This window comes from Streptomyces sp. NPDC060205, from assembly GCF_042728395.1.
In the GTDB taxonomy this organism is placed as follows: domain Bacteria; phylum Actinomycetota; class Actinomycetes; order Streptomycetales; family Streptomycetaceae; genus Streptomyces.
Map to the genome: position 1 here is coordinate 21,675 of NZ_JBHWZP010000062.1, position 14,262 is coordinate 35,936.

Annotated in this window: 12 protein-coding genes; 10 read left to right on the top strand and 2 right to left on the bottom strand. The window is 71.2% G+C overall.

The window, feature by feature from the left end; translation table 11 throughout:
• Nucleotides 1-36: 36 nt before the first annotated feature.
• Nucleotides 37-2,205 (bottom strand): MMPL family transporter, encoded by a 2,169-nt coding sequence (locus tag ACFWGJ_RS13960; protein WP_387323556.1) that lies wholly within the window; start codon nucleotides 2,203-2,205, stop codon nucleotides 37-39.
• A 254-nt stretch (nucleotides 2,206-2,459) separates the two neighbouring features.
• Here ACFWGJ_RS13960 and rpe point away from each other — a divergent pair, with 254 nt between their 5' ends.
• From rpe to ACFWGJ_RS14000, 8 genes are all read left to right on the top strand, one after another.
• On the top strand, nucleotides 2,460-3,146 hold the full coding sequence (gene rpe / locus ACFWGJ_RS13965) for a ribulose-phosphate 3-epimerase (protein ID WP_387323526.1): 687 nt from the start codon (nucleotides 2,460-2,462) through the stop codon (nucleotides 3,144-3,146).
• A 78-nt stretch (nucleotides 3,147-3,224) separates the two neighbouring features.
• Nucleotides 3,225-4,268 (top strand): sugar-binding transcriptional regulator, encoded by a 1,044-nt coding sequence (locus ACFWGJ_RS13970; protein WP_107019654.1) that lies wholly within the window; start codon nucleotides 3,225-3,227, stop codon nucleotides 4,266-4,268.
• A gap of 77 nt (nucleotides 4,269-4,345) precedes the next feature.
• Complete coding sequence (locus tag ACFWGJ_RS13975; protein WP_387323530.1) at nucleotides 4,346-4,774, top strand: ribonuclease domain-containing protein; 429 nt, start codon at nucleotides 4,346-4,348, stop codon at nucleotides 4,772-4,774.
• Nucleotides 4,771-5,109 carry a barstar family protein gene (locus tag ACFWGJ_RS13980; protein WP_387323533.1) on the top strand — a complete coding sequence of 113 codons (339 nt, stop codon included), beginning with the start codon at nucleotides 4,771-4,773 and terminating at the stop codon, nucleotides 5,107-5,109. The genes ACFWGJ_RS13975 and ACFWGJ_RS13980 overlap by 4 nt, the downstream gene beginning before the upstream one ends.
• A gap of 144 nt (nucleotides 5,110-5,253) precedes the next feature.
• A complete protein-coding gene (locus tag ACFWGJ_RS13985; protein ID WP_387323559.1) occupies nucleotides 5,254-6,696 on the top strand; it encodes a GuaB1 family IMP dehydrogenase-related protein in 1,443 nt (480 codons plus the stop codon).
• A gap of 443 nt (nucleotides 6,697-7,139) precedes the next feature.
• Complete coding sequence (locus ACFWGJ_RS13990; protein ID WP_387323536.1) at nucleotides 7,140-8,603, top strand: amino acid permease; 1,464 nt, start codon at nucleotides 7,140-7,142, stop codon at nucleotides 8,601-8,603.
• 10 nt (nucleotides 8,604-8,613) lie between these two features.
• Nucleotides 8,614-9,066, top strand: a complete 453-nt coding sequence (locus tag ACFWGJ_RS13995; RefSeq protein ID WP_387323538.1) for an Lrp/AsnC family transcriptional regulator — start codon at nucleotides 8,614-8,616, stop codon at nucleotides 9,064-9,066.
• Nucleotides 9,067-9,334: 268 nt separating this feature from the next.
• On the top strand, nucleotides 9,335-10,534 hold the full coding sequence (locus tag ACFWGJ_RS14000) for an MFS transporter (RefSeq protein ID WP_387323541.1): 1,200 nt from the start codon (nucleotides 9,335-9,337) through the stop codon (nucleotides 10,532-10,534).
• Here ACFWGJ_RS14000 and ACFWGJ_RS14005 read toward each other — a convergent pair.
• Complete coding sequence (locus tag ACFWGJ_RS14005) at nucleotides 10,503-11,135, bottom strand: Repetin (RefSeq protein ID WP_387323544.1); 633 nt, start codon at nucleotides 11,133-11,135, stop codon at nucleotides 10,503-10,505. The genes ACFWGJ_RS14000 and ACFWGJ_RS14005 overlap by 32 nt on opposite strands.
• A 309-nt stretch (nucleotides 11,136-11,444) precedes the next feature.
• Here ACFWGJ_RS14005 and ACFWGJ_RS14010 point away from each other — a divergent pair, with 309 nt between their 5' ends.
• Both ACFWGJ_RS14010 and ACFWGJ_RS14015 read left to right on the top strand, forming a co-directional pair.
• The gene (locus tag ACFWGJ_RS14010) at nucleotides 11,445-12,233 is read left to right on the top strand and encodes a carbon-nitrogen hydrolase family protein (protein WP_387323547.1); all 789 of its coding nucleotides are present in this window, start codon (nucleotides 11,445-11,447) and stop codon (nucleotides 12,231-12,233) included.
• 63 nt (nucleotides 12,234-12,296) lie between these two features.
• The gene (locus tag ACFWGJ_RS14015; RefSeq protein ID WP_387323550.1) at nucleotides 12,297-13,988 is read left to right on the top strand and encodes a flavin monoamine oxidase family protein; all 1,692 of its coding nucleotides are present in this window, start codon (nucleotides 12,297-12,299) and stop codon (nucleotides 13,986-13,988) included.
• The last annotated feature ends 274 nt before the right edge of the window (nucleotides 13,989-14,262 follow it).

The following is a 14,262-nucleotide window of genomic DNA, read 5'->3' on the forward strand; positions in this document are numbered from 1 at the left end:
CGTATCCCTTCCGCGCCCGCTGCGGGCCGGTCCGGGCTACTCCGACGGGCCGCCCGGTCGTGCCGCCGGTTCCGCCGGGGACTCCGCGGTGGGCGCGGGAGGTGTCGCAGGGGCGGACGCAGCGGTGCCTCCGGTCTCGTGGGCCAGTCGGTTGGGCCACCAGATCTTCGGGCCCACGTCCAGGAACAGGGACGTCACGAGGACCGAGCGCACGATGAACGTGTCGAGCAGTACGCCGAGGGCGACCGTGAACCCGATCTCGGCGAAGGCGACCATCGGCAGCGTCCCCAGGGCGGCGAACGTGCCCGCCAGGACCAGGCCCGCCGAGGTGATGACCGCGCCGGTGGCGGCGAGGCCCGTGACCACGCCGGGCCGCGTGCCCTGGCGGGCGGCCTCCTCGCGGATGCGGGTGGTCAGGAAGATGTTGTAGTCGATGCCCAGTGCCACCAGGAAGACGAAGACGAACAGCGGGAAGTCCGTCGTCTCGCCCGCGTAGTCGAAGACGTACCGGAACGCGAGCGCGCTGATCCCGAGCGCGGCGGCGAAGGACAGCACCACCGTGCCGATCAGGAGCAGCGGGGCGATCAGGGCGCGGAGCAGCGCGCACAGGATCAGCAGCACGACGAGCAGCACCAGCGGGATGATCAGGATGTTGTCGTGGGTCGTGGCCCTGTCCATGTCCAGCAGAGCCGCTGTACCGCCGCCGACCTGGGCGTTCGCGTCCGGGACCGCGTGCACGGCGTCCCGTACCCGCTCCACGGTCCGTTTCGCGGCCTCGCTGTCCGCCGGGGCGGTCATGGTCGCCTCGAAGAGGACCTTGCCCTCGAACTCCGGTTTCGTGCCGGGCGGCAGGCCCAGGGAGTCCGGTACGACCCCGCGGGTGTCCGCGACCGCGCGCCCGACCTCCTCGGCCTGTCCGCGGTCGCTGATGACGACGAGCGGATCGCCGCTGCCCGCCGGGAAGTACCGCGCGGACACCTCCTGGCCGACGATCGAGTCGGGCTTGTCGGTGAAGGAGTCGGCGTTGCTGATGCCCTCCGCGCGCAGCTGGATGAGGCCCAGCGACAGCAGTGCGAGGGTCGCCGCCGTGATGACCCAGACCAGCCGCGGGCGGTGCGAGAAGCGGTTGCCCATCCGCGCCCAGACACCGCGCTCGGTCGGGTCCTCGGAGCCGAAGTGCGGGACGACCGGCCAGAAGATCCAGCGGCCGCAGATCACCAGCAGGGCCGGGAAGAGCGTCAGCATCGCGACCAGTGCCACGGCGACGCCGATGGCGGCGACCGGGCCGAGGCCACGCGTCGAGTTCATCTCGGCGGCGAGCAGCACCAGCATGCTCAGGACGACGGTCGCGCCGGACGCGACGACGGCCGGGCCCGCCCGGTGCAGGGCCAGCGCCATGGCCTCGTGGCGGTCCTCGTGGCGGCGCAGCTCCTCCCGGTAGCGGGCCACCAGGAGCAGGGCGTAGTCCGTCCCCGCGCCGAACACGAGCACCGTGAGGATGCCGGCGCTCTGCCCGTTGACGGTCAGCCCCGCGTGCTCCGCGAGCAGATAGACCAGCGCCTGCGCGGTGAACAGCGCGGCGACCACACCGATCAGGGGGACCAGCAGCAGGGTCGGGCTGCGGTAGGTGAGCAGCAGCATCACGATGACGACGGCCATCGCGGAGAACAGCAGGGTGGAGTCGATGCCCTCGAAGGCCTCGGAGAAGTCGGCCGACGTGCCGCCCGGGCCCGTGATGTGCACGGCGAGGCCGCCCTCGCTCTCGCCGACGTCCGCACGGATGGCGTCGACCGCGGGCGCGATGCGCTCCCAGCCCTTCTCGTCCATCGTGATCGGCACGGAGACCTGGGCCGCCCGCGGGGCCGGCCGCCGGTCGAAGACGGGGCCGCGGGTCTCCGTGCCGCGGATGCCGTGCTCGCTCAGTTCCCTGAGCTCCCGTACGTCCCGGGCGATCCGTACCCGGTCCTGCGCGGTGAGGCCGTCGGCACGGGCGTACACGACGATCGCGGGCAGCTGTTCCGGCCTGAAGTCCTCAGATGTCTGCAGGACTTGGGTGGACTCGGCGGAACCGGGCAGCCAGGAGGCCGCGTCGTTGTCCTGTGCGTCGGTGAGTTTCTGCGCGAAGGGCGCCATCAGCACGAGCAGCACCAGCCACAGCCCCACCACGAGCCACTTGGACCGCCGGCCGCAGACCAGCCAGCCGATGCCCCGCCGCTGCTTTCCCCGAGATCCCTGAGAGTCCTGTGAGACCTGTGAGTTCTGAGATCCCCGAGGTTCCGGTGTTCCCTGCGCGTCCGTCATGGCCATCCCCGTAGCCGCTTATGGAGCCGGTGGGCCGACAAGGATGGCACGGCCCGTCCGGCCGGTGCAGCCCCCAGGGCCGAACGAGTCGGTACATACCGACCGGTCCGGGCCGGGACCGGGGAGGCAACCGGCTCCGGGCATGGCAGGCTTGTGGCATGGCCGCGCAGATCAACCCCAGCATCCTCTCCGCCGACTTCGCCCGCCTTGCCGAGGAGGCAAAGGCGGTGGAAGGCGCCGACTGGCTGCATGTAGACGTCATGGACAACCATTTCGTCCCCAACCTCACGCTCGGCGTGCCGGTCGTAGAGTCCCTGGCACGGGCGACGGACACCCCGCTGGACTGCCATCTGATGATCGCGGACGCCGATCGGTGGGCGCCCCAGTACGTAGAAGCGGGTGCCGGTTCCGTCACCTTCCACGTCGAGGCCGCCGCCGCACCCGTGCGGCTGGCCCGCGAGATCCGGGCCAAGGGCGCCCGCGCCTCCATGGCGCTGAAGCCCGCGACCCCCATCGAGCCGTACGAGGATCTGCTGCCCGAACTCGACATGCTGCTGATCATGACCGTCGAGCCGGGCTTCGGCGGCCAGGCGTTTCTCGACATCATGCTTCCGAAGATCCGCCGCACCCGCGAGTTGATCAACAAGCACGGTCTCGAACTGTGGCTGCAGGTCGACGGCGGGGTCTCCGCCTCCACCATCGAGCGCTGCGCAGAGGCGGGAGCCGACGTCTTCGTGGCCGGCTCGGCCGTCTACGGCGCCGCCGACCCCGCCCAGGCGGTACGTGCATTGCGCACGCAGGCCGAGGAGGCGACGGCCCAGGCAGCATGGGCATGCGGCCACTGAGCCAAGGGAACGTGAACGCCGCCCCTCAGGGCTGATCAAGTACGCCGGATCTGCAAGGATGAACGGCGAATCCAGAGTGTGAACAGCAGTGAGGAGATCGCCGTGTCGGGTATGTCGGCGGGCCGGTCAGCCATGCGGATGGGACCCGCTGAGCTGGTGCAGGCGGCGGCCATGGCCCGCCGCTTCTACCTTGAGGGCAAGTCCAAGATCCAGATCGCCGAGGAGTTCGGTGTCAGCCGCTTCAAGGTGGCCCGGGTCCTGGAGACCGCCCTCGAACGGGATCTCGTGAGGATCGAGATCCGTGTCCCCGCGGAGCTGGACGCGGAGCGCTCGGACGCGCTGCGCGCCCGCTACGGACTGCGGCATGCCGTGGTCGTGGAGTCCCCGGCCGAGGCCGAGGAGTCGCCCGACCCGGAGAACCTCGGCGAGGTGGCCGCCGACCTGCTCGGCGAGCTGGTCGCCGAGGGCGATGTGCTCGGTCTCGCCTGGGGCCGCTCCACCATCCACATGGCGGCGGCGCTCGACCGGCTGCCGCCGTGCACGGTGGTGCAGCTGACGGGTGTCTACGACGCCGGGACGGCCGAGCGCGGTTCGGTCGAGGCCGTCCGCCGGGCCGCCCAGGTCTCCGGCGGCGACGCCCACCCCATCTACGCGCCGATGCTCCTGCCGGACGTGGCCACCGCGGCCGCGCTGCGCAGCCAGACGGGGATCGCCCGGGCCTTCGAGTACTTCGACAAGGTCACCGTGGCCTGTGTGTCCATCGGGTCCTGGGAGGCCGGGATCTCCACGGTGCACGACATGCTCACCGAGGAGGAGCGCGCCCACTACGCGTCCCTCGGGGTCGAGGCCGAGATGTCCGCGCACCTCTTCGACGTCGAGGGCCGCCGGGTCGGACGGGACCTCGGGGAGCGGTGCATCACCGTCGAGGCCGACCGGCTGCGGCGGATTCCCGAGGTCGTCGCCATCGCCGGGGGGCAGCGCAAGTCCGGCGCCATCGACGCGGTGCTGCGGTCCGGGCTCGTCACCAGTCTGGTGACGGACACGGCGGCCGCGGACGCCCTGATGACGACGGGTCCCGCGCCGCGTCCCGCCCTGGACCGGGCGGACCCGGACGGGCTCTGAGCCACCAGTCACCCGGTGTGATCCATCGGCCGTGCGACAGCGCGCCGTGAGGGGACGGCCGTGGCAGCATCGACGACATGCTGCTCCGGACCGTCCCCCGTCTGTTCTCCGGGCCGCTGCTGTGCCTCGCGGCCCTGCTGCTCGCCGGCTGCTCGTCCACGGACACGGCCGGGAGCGCGGCCGGGGAGACGGGCCCCGCGACCGCCTCCGCCCCCGCTTGGGCCGACGGCATGGACACGGTCCGCGAGGCCGAACTGCCCGCCGAGGCCCGCCGGACACTCGCCCTGATCGACGCGGACGGCCCCTTCCCGTACGCCAAGGACGGCACCGTCTTCGGGAACTTCGAGCGCGAGCTGCCACGCCACGAGCGCGGCCACTACCACGAGTACACGGTACGGACGCCGGGCGAGCGGGATCGCGGGGCCCGGCGCATTGTCACCGGGCGGGACGGCGAGGTCTACTACACCGATGATCACTACAACTCGTTCAGGGCGGTGCTGAGATGACGCACGACGAGCCGGGACGCGACCTGCCGGGCCGCCACGTGGTGACCCTGGACCTCGACGGGGTCGCGGACAAGGCGGACCTCATGGAGCGCTGCGTACGCGCCCTGGAGCTGCCGGAGTGGTTCGGCCGCAACTGGGACGCGCTCGCCGACAGCCTCGCCGACCCGTCCGTGTGGCCCGCGGCCGGCGGCGAGCGGGGACTGCTGGTCGTCGTCACCGGCTGGCGGACGTACGCGCGCACCCGGCCCGACGAGTGGAAGACCGCCGAGGACGTTTTCGGCGAAGCGGCCGACCGCACCCCGGCGCTCACCGTGGCGCTGGCCCTGGGAGCCTAGGAGGATCCCACAAACAGCCCCCTGACCAGCTCGGACGATCGACCCAGGGCGTGTGGGCGGCCCCGCATGGGACAATGAAGTACGTGCTCTCCCTCGGGCTGTCCTGTCCGGGGGCCGCCTCTGATCGACTGGGATGTGCAGCACGTGCGTTTCCTCAACGACATCCAGCCCGCGTACGACCTGACGTACGACGACGTCTTCATGGTGCCGAGCCGTTCCGCGGTCGGCTCGCGGCAGGGCGTCGACCTGGCTTCGCCGGACGGCACCGGCACCACGATTCCCCTGGTGGTCGCCAACATGACCGCCATCGCGGGCCGCCGGATGGCCGAGACCGTGGCCCGCCGCGGCGGCCTCGTCGTCATCCCGCAGGACATCCCGATCGAGGTCGTCACCGAGGTCGTCTCCTGGGTCAAGAGCCGGCACCTCGTGCTGGACACCCCGATCATCCTCGCCCCGCACCAGACCGTCGCCGACGCGCTGTCCCTGCTGCCCAAGCGCGCGCACAACGCCGGTGTCGTGGTGGACGGCGAGGGCCGGCCCGTCGGCGTGGTCACCGACGCCGACCTCAACGGCGTCGACCGCTTCACCCAGCTCTCCGAGGTCATGTCCCGGGACCTGCTGCTGCTCGACGCGGACATCGAGCCGGGCGAGGCGTTCGACAGGCTCGACCACGCCAACCGCCGGTACGCCCCCGCCGTTGACAAGGACGGCCGGCTCGCCGGCATCCTCACCCGCAAGGGCGCCCTGCGCGCCACGCTCTACACACCCGCCACCGACGCGGACGGCAAGCTGCGCATCGCCGCCGCCGTCGGTATCAACGGCGATGTGGCGGGCAAGGCCAAGCAGCTGCTCGCCGCGGGCGTCGACACGCTCGTCGTGGACACCGCGCACGGCCACCAGGAGTCGATGCTCTCCGCGGTGCGGGCCGTCCGCGCGCTCGACCCCCAGGTGCCGATCGTCGCGGGCAACATCGTCGCCGCCGAGGGCGTACGCGATCTCATCGAGGCCGGCGCGGACATCATCAAGGTCGGTGTCGGACCGGGCGCCATGTGCACCACGCGCATGATGACCGGCGTGGGCCGCCCGCAGTTCTCGGCCGTCCTGGAGTGTGCGGCCGAGGCGAGGAAGCACGGCAAGCACGTGTGGGCCGACGGCGGTGTGCGGCACCCGCGCGATGTCGCCATGGCCCTGGCCGCGGGCGCGTCGAACGTGATGGTCGGCTCGTGGTTCGCCGGTACGTACGAGTCGCCGGGCGACCTCCAGCAGGACGCGAACGGGCGGCTGTACAAGGAGTCGTTCGGCATGGCGTCCGCGCGCGCGGTGCGCAACCGTACGTCTGAGGAGTCGGCGTACGACCGGGCGCGCAAGGCGCTGTTCGAGGAGGGGATCTCGACGTCGCGGATGTTCCTCGACCCGTCCCGGCCGGGGGTCGAGGACCTGGTCGACTCGATCATCGCGGGTGTGCGGTCCTCTTGTACGTATGCCGGGGCGAACTCTCTTGCGGAGTTCGCGGAGCGGGCGGTTGTCGGGGTGCAGAGTGCTGCGGGGTATGCGGAGGGGCAGCCGCTGCATGCCAGTTGGAGCTGACGGCTCCGCCGGTGGGGGTGCGTGGGTGGGTGCGGGTTGACCGTGGCTGGTCGCGCAGTTCCCCGCGCCCCTCAAAGATTGCGCCGTTCCCCGCGCCCCCAAAAGATTGCGCCGTTCCCCGCGCCCCCAAAAGACTGCGCCGTTCCCCGCGCCCCTGAAAGACAAAAGATTGTGCCGTTCCCCGCGCCCCTGATGCGACAGGCTGCGCCGTTGCCCGTGGGTGGGGTGGTTCTGGCTTGGGCGCAATGAACCTTCGTCTGGTGGGGATGTGCGCAATGATCTTGCGGACACGCGCATGGTTGCTGCATTACGGGCCGGGAGCCCGGGCTCATAGAGTCGTGCGCTGAGCGAAGTGTGGCGGGGACCCCGTGCACGGTGGTCCCCTCCGCGGGGCCGTCGTGGGTCTCGCCGCCTCGAACGGCAGCGATGAAGGAGCCACCCGCGTGCACGACCACGGCGCACCACCGCAGTCCCGTAGTCATCCCTCGTCCGCCCGGCCCGGCGGACGAGGCCTGATGCGGCGCAAGTCCGTGGAGACCCTGGTCGCCGAGGGCGGCCAGGGCGAGGGCGGCAGCCTGCGGCGCTCCCTCGGGCTGTGGCAGCTGACGATGATCAGCATCGGCGCCACACTCGGCACCGGCATCTTCGTGGTGCTCGGCGAGGCCGTCCCCAAAGCGGGCCCGGCCGTCACCGTCTCCTTCGTGATCGCCGGACTCACCGCGCTCTTCTCGGCCCTCTCGTACGCCGAACTCGCGGGCACCATCCCGGTCTCCGGCTCCTCGTACTCGTACACCTACGCCACCATGGGCGAGCTGATCGCCTGGATCTGCGGCTGGTGTCTCGTCCTGGAGTACGGCGTCTCCGTCGCGGCCGTGGCCGTCGGCTGGGGCGAGTACCTGAACGAGCTGCTCGACGGCACGATCGGCGTCACCATCCCGGACGCGCTCTCCGCGCCGCCCGGGGACGGCGGGTTCTTCAACCTGCCCGCGCTGATCGTCGTACTGCTCGCCATGGCCTTCCTGCTGGGCGGCGCCCGCGAGTCCGCGCGCGCCAACACCGTCATGGTCGTCGTCAAGATCGCCGCGCTGCTGCTGTTCTGCGTCATCGGAGTGCAGGGCTTCCGTTCCGGCAACTACGAGCACTTCATGCCGCTCGGCATGGCCGGCGTCAGCGCCGCCGGAGCGACCCTCTTCTTCTCGTACATCGGCTTCGACGCCGCCTCCACCGCGGGCGAGGAGGCCAGGAACGCCCAGCGCGACCTGCCCCGCGCGATCATGCTCTCCCTGATCATCGTCACCGCCCTGTACGTGCTCGTCGCGGCCGTCGCCGTCGGCGCCATGCCCTGGCGGGACTTCACCGACTCGGAGGCCGCGCTCGCCGGGATCATGAAGGACGTCACCGGAGACGCCGTCTGGGGCACACTGCTCGCGGCCGGCGCGGTCGTCGCCATCGCGAGTGTCGTCCTGACCGTGCTCTACGGGCAGACCCGCATTCTCTTCGCCATGTCCCGCGACGGACTCGTGCCCAAGGTCTTCTCCCGCGTCCACGCGAAGAGCGGGACCCCGCGCGTCAACACCGTCATCGTGTCCGTGTTCTGCGGTGTCCTCGCCGCCGCGATCCCGCTCGGACAGCTCGCCGACGCGACCAGCATCGGCACGCTCTTCGCCTTCGCGCTGGTGAACGTGGCCGTCGTGGTCCTGCGGCGTACGCAGCCCGGGATGCCCCGCACGTTCCGGGTGCCGCTGTCGCCGCTGATGCCCGCGCTGGGCTTCGGCTTCTGCGTGTGGATGATGGGCAGCCTCGACACCGTGACCTGGGTGGTCTTCGGGGTCTGGATGGCTGTCGGGCTCGTGTTCTACTTCAGTTACGGCTACCGCCGCTCCCGTCTCGCCACTCCAGAGAAGTGATCCACCCGCAGTGCTGAACGATCTCGACGAACGTATCGTGCACGCCCTTGCCGAGGACGCTCGGCGCTCCTACGCCGACATCGGGCAGGAGGTCGGGCTGTCCGCGCCCGCCGTGAAGCGGCGGGTGGACCGGCTGCGGGCCAGTGGGGCCATCACCGGGTTCACCGTGCGGGTCGACCCCGCGGCGCTCGGGTGGGAGACCGAGGGGTTCGTCGAGATCTACTGCCGCCGGAACACCTCGCCGGAGACGATTCAGCGGGGGCTGGAGCGGTATCAGGAGGTGGTGGCCGCTTCCACCGTCACGGGGGAGGCGGATGCGGTGGTGCAGGTGTTCGCCTCCGACATGCGGCATTTCGAGCGGGTGCTTGAGCGGATCGCCGGGGAGGCGTTCGTCGAGCGGACGAAGTCCGTGCTGGTGCTGTCGCCGTTGTTGCGGAGGTTTTCTGCCGGGGCCCCGACGTGACGGTTCCCCTGGGGCGTTGTTCGGCTGCGGGTCCGGTGGGGGGCTGGTCGCGCAGTTCCCCGCGCCCCTGAAAGACAAAAGACTGCGCCGTTCCCCGCGCCCCCGAAGACAAAAGACTGCGCCGTTCCCCGCGCCCCTTCAGGGCGATCGTCCGGCTAGCCTGTCTGGCATGACCTGGCGACATTGATTCAGCAGCCGTGTCTCCCGGGGACCGCCCCGGACGCCGTTTCCTCGGTGTCCGAATCCGCGGTTTCCTCGGGAAGGCCTCATGACACTCTCTTCCGCGCGGCGGTTGGCCCGCGTGCTGTACGGCTACGCGTTTCTTGACGACTTCGTGCTGCTCTATCCCGTGTACGCCCTGCTGTTCGCCGACAGTGGGCTCACGGTGTGGGAGATCTCCTCGCTCTTCGCCCTCTGGTCCGTCACCGGAGTCGTGCTGGAGATACCGTCCGGTGCCTGGGCCGACGCCGTCTCACGGCGGCTGCTCCTGTGGGTCGGCCCGCTGCTCACGGCCGCCGGATTCACGCTCTGGGTGCTCGTGCCCTCGTACTGGGCGTTCGCCCTCGGGTTCGTGCTCTGGGGGATCAAAGGGGCGCTGGGCTCCGGCGCGCTGGAGGCGCTGGTGTACGAGGAGCTCGAACGGCTCGGTGCCGGCGGCAGTTACGGGCGTGTGATGGGCCGGGCCCGGGCGGCGGGGCTCGTGGGCGTGATGGCGGCGATGGGCCTGGCCGGACCGGTCTTCGCGTACGGCGGCTATCCGCTCGTCGGGGCCGCCGGCGTGCTGGCCTGTCTGCTGACGGCCGCCGTCGCGACCCGGTTTCCCGAGCACCGGGTGGTGGACCCCGGGGCCACGTCCCGCGAGGGATGGGCCGGGCCGCTGCGGGCCGGACTCGCCGAGGCCCGCGGGGACCGGTCCGTACGCGCCGCCCTGCTGCTCGTACCGGCCGTCACTGCGGTGTGGGGCGCGCTCGACGAGTACACGCCCCTGCTCGTGCGGGACACGGGGGTCGCCGAGAACGACGTGTCGCACTGGCTGCTGCTGATCTGGGCGGGAGCGACGGCCGGCGGGCTGCTGGCCGGACCGGCGCAGCGGCTGGGCAGGGGCGGGTTCGCCGGGATCCTGGCGGGTTCCGCGCTGGCGCTCGCCGTGGGCGCGGGGGCGCGGACCCCGGCCGGGATCGGCCTGGTCGCGGTCGCCTTCTGCGGGTTCCAGCTGGCGAGCGTCCTGGCCGACGCCCGGCTCCAGGAGAGCATCGAGGGAACCGGCCGGGCCACCCTGACGTCCGTCGCCGGGGTCGGCACCGACCTGGCCACCGTCGCCGTGTTCGGCGCCTACGCGGCGGCCGGGTCGGCGACCTCGCACGCCACCGCTTTCGCGCTTGCGGCGCTGCCCTACCTCCTCACGGCGCTGATCGTCGCCGCAGGGAGGGGCGCGGCTAGAACGCCGGAAGCCACGGCACGACCGTGAAGTCGCCCGTGCCCTTCTTCACCTTCTCGAAGGGCGCGGAGCTGACGCACCTGGGCAGCCCTCCGGCGGGACCGCCCGTCGCGGCCCAGCTGTAGCCGAGCCGGTCCTGCCGTCCGATGTCGTGGACGGTGACGCCGACCCGTTTGCCCTTCGCGCCCGGCAGATCGGAGTCGGTGATCACACCGGAGACGACCGCCACCTTGCCGCCGGTGAGCAGGCAGTCCACCCGGGCCTTCGCCCGGGCGCCCTCGCCGTCGGCGTAGTGGCTCCACTCGAAGGTGCCCGTCGCCTTCAGCGGATCGTCGTTGTCCTTCGCCGCCAGATGCGCGTCGAAGGAGAACGTGATGTCGTCACCGGCGGACCGGTACAGCTTCGCGCTGCCGGTGAGGGCGGCTGCCTCGCGCGCGGCCCCACCGGGAGCGGTGGTGGAGGGCGGGCCGTCCGCCGCCCCGAACGCGGTGGCGGATCCGGCGAGTCCTGCGGTGAGAAGCAGGGCCGCGCCCAGGACGGCGGTCCTCCTGCCGCGGTTGCCGAGCGCCCCCGTACGGCGGTTCGCGGGGGCGCTCGTACGCTCGTTCGTCGTGCTCCATCGGCGGTTCATGACGCTCCTTCCGGCGGGTGGTGCGGACGGCTCTCACTGTCCCGGCGCCCGGTGGGCGTCACATCCCGCCGTGGACGTCACTGCGGGTCAACCGCCCGGCTGATGAGCATCCGCGACCTCAACCCACAGGATGAGAGCTTTCAGGCCCGGGGCACGCAACGAATCGTCGGGGGAGAGCCGACGGACGCAACGATTCACGCACCAGCGCGCAACGGCTCCTCCTTGTCCCCCCGCACCCCCGCCCGTACCGTCGATCTGGCTGCCAGTCCGGCCCCCCTCAGCACCCCTTTCGCCCGGTGAGGAACACGCATGCGCACCGCCCTGCTCCAGAGCTCCGGCCGCCCCGGATCCGTCGTAGGGAACCTCAAGGTCCTCGACGAGGCCGCGGGCCGTGCCGCCGCCGCGGGCGCCGGGCTGCTGATCGCCCCGGAGCTGTTCCTCACCGGCTACGCGATCGGCGCCGACGTCCACCGGCTCGCCGAGCCCGCCGACGGGGACTCCGCGGACGAGATCGCCGAGATCGCCGGCCGGCACGGCCTCGCCGTCGTCTACGGCTACCCGGAACGCGTGTCGGACCTGGTCTTCAACTCCGCACAGCTGATCTCCGCCGACGGCACGCGCCTCGCGAACTACCGCAAGACCCATCTCTTCGGCTGCTTCGAGCAGGAGTGGTTCACCCCCGGCGACGAGCCGGTCGTCCAGGCCGAGCTGGACGGTCTCCGCGTCGGACTCATGATCTGCTACGACGTGGAGTTCCCGGAGAACGTCCGCGCGCACGCCCTCGCCGGCACCGATCTGCTCGTGGTGCCCACGGCCCAGATGCATCCGTTTCAGTTCGTCGCCGAGTCCGTCGTGCCCGTACGGGCCTTCGAGAACCAGCTGTACGTCGCGTACGTCAACCGGGTCGGCACGGAAGGGGAGTTCGAGTTCGTCGGGCTCTCCACCCTGGCCGGACCCGACGGCGGCGCCCGGGCCCGCGCGGGCCGCACCGAGGAACTCGTCCTCGGTGACGTGGACCCGGTGTTCCTCGCCGCCTCACGCGAGGCCAACCCGTACCTGAAGGACCGCCGCCCCGGCCTCTACGGGTCCCTGGCCTGACACCCCCGCCCCACGAGAAGCACACGCCCCACCCCACGTTTTCGCGCAAGGAGTCCGTACCCCATGACGTCCACGGTGCCCCCCGCCGTCCCGCACACCGGCGCCCAGCCGCCGATCACCATGTTCGGCCCGGACTTCCCGTACGCGTACGACGACTTCCTCGCCCATCCCGCGGGCCTCGGGCAGATACCCGCGACCGAGCTGGGCACCGAGGTGGCGGTCATCGGCGGCGGCCTCTCCGGCATCGTGGCGGCGTACGAGCTGATGAAGATGGGGCTCAGGCCCGTCGTGTACGAGGCGGACAAGATCGGCGGGCGGCTGCGGACGGTCGGCTTCGAGGGCTGCGACCCCTCGCTCACCGCCGAGATGGGCGCGATGCGCTTTCCGCCGTCCTCCACGGCGCTCCAGCACTACATCGACCTGGTGGGGCTGCGGACCGAACCGTTCCCCAACCCGCTCTCCGAGACCACGCCCTCGACGGTCGTCGACCTCAAGGGCGAGTCGCACTACGCCCGCACGCTCGCCGACCTGCCGCAGGTCTACCGGGACGTGGCCGCCGCCTGGAACACCTGCCTGGAGGAGGGCGCCGACTTCTCCGACATGAACCAGGCGATGCGCGAGCGTGACGTCCCGCGCATCCGGGAGATCTGGGCGAAGCTCGTCGAGAAGCTCGACAACCAGACCTTCTACGGATTCCTCTGCGACTCCGCCGCGTTCAAGTCCTTCCGGCACCGCGAGATCTTCGGGCAGGTCGGCTTCGGCACGGGCGGCTGGGACACCGACTTCCCGAACTCCATCCTGGAGATCCTGCGCGTCGTCTACACCGAGGCCGACGACCACCACCGCGGGATCGTCGGCGGCAGCCAGCAACTGCCGCTGCGCCTGTGGGAGCGCGAGCCCGAGAAGATCGTGCACTGGGCGTACGGGACCTCGCTGGCCTCGCTGCACGGCGGGGAGCCGCGGCCGGCCGTGACGCGGCTCAACCGCACCGCGGGCAACCGGATCACCGTGACCGACGCCTCCGGGGACATCCGTACGTACCGGGCGGCGATCTTCACCGCGCAGTCCTGGATGCTGCTGTCCAAGGTCGCCTGCGACGACGCGCTGTTCCCCATCGACCACTGGACGGCGATCGAGCGCACGCACTACATGGAGAGCTCGAAGCTGTTCGTGCCGGTGGACCGGCCGTTCTGGCTCGACAAGGACGAGGAGACGGGGCGGGACGTCATGTCGATGACGCTCACGGACCGTATGACGCGGGGTACGTACCTTCTGGACAACGGTCCGGATCAGCCGGCTGTCATCTGCCTCTCCTACACGTGGTGCGACGACAGTCTGAAGTGGTTGCCGCTGTCCGCGAACGAGCGGATGGAGGTGATGCTGAAGTCGCTCGGGGAGATCTATCCGAAGGTCGACATCAGGAAGCACGTCATCGGCAATCCGGTGACCGTGTCCTGGGAGAACGAGCCGTACTTCATGGGGGCGTTCAAGGCGAACCTGCCCGGGCACTACCGGTACCAGCGGCGTCTGTTCACGCACTTCATGCAGGACCGGCTGCCTGCGGACAAGCGGGGGATCTTCCTCGCGGGGGACGACATCTCGTGGACGGCGGGGTGGGCGGAGGGGGCTGTGCAGACTGCGCTCAACGCGGTGTGGGGGGTTATGCGTCACTTCGGTGGTGCGACCGATGCGGCCAATCCCGGTCCCGGGGACGTCTACGACGAGATCGCCCCACTGGAACTCCCGGAGGACTGAGGGAGTCCCCTCCGGGGGGTGCGCGGTCCGTCCACGGCGTGCGGGCCGGTGGGGGCCGGTCGCGCAGTTCCCCGCGCCCCTGAGGGGGTGGGGCTGATGGTAGTGACCTGTCCACCGGCCGGTGGGGGCTGAGCGCGCAGTTCCCCGCGCCCCTTGAGGGGGTGGGGCTGATGGTAGTGACCTGTCCACCGGCCGGTGGGGGCTGAGCGCGCAGTTCCCCGCGCCCCTAAGGGCGTGCGCCCCGTCAGGGGCGCGGGGAACGGCGCGGCCCACC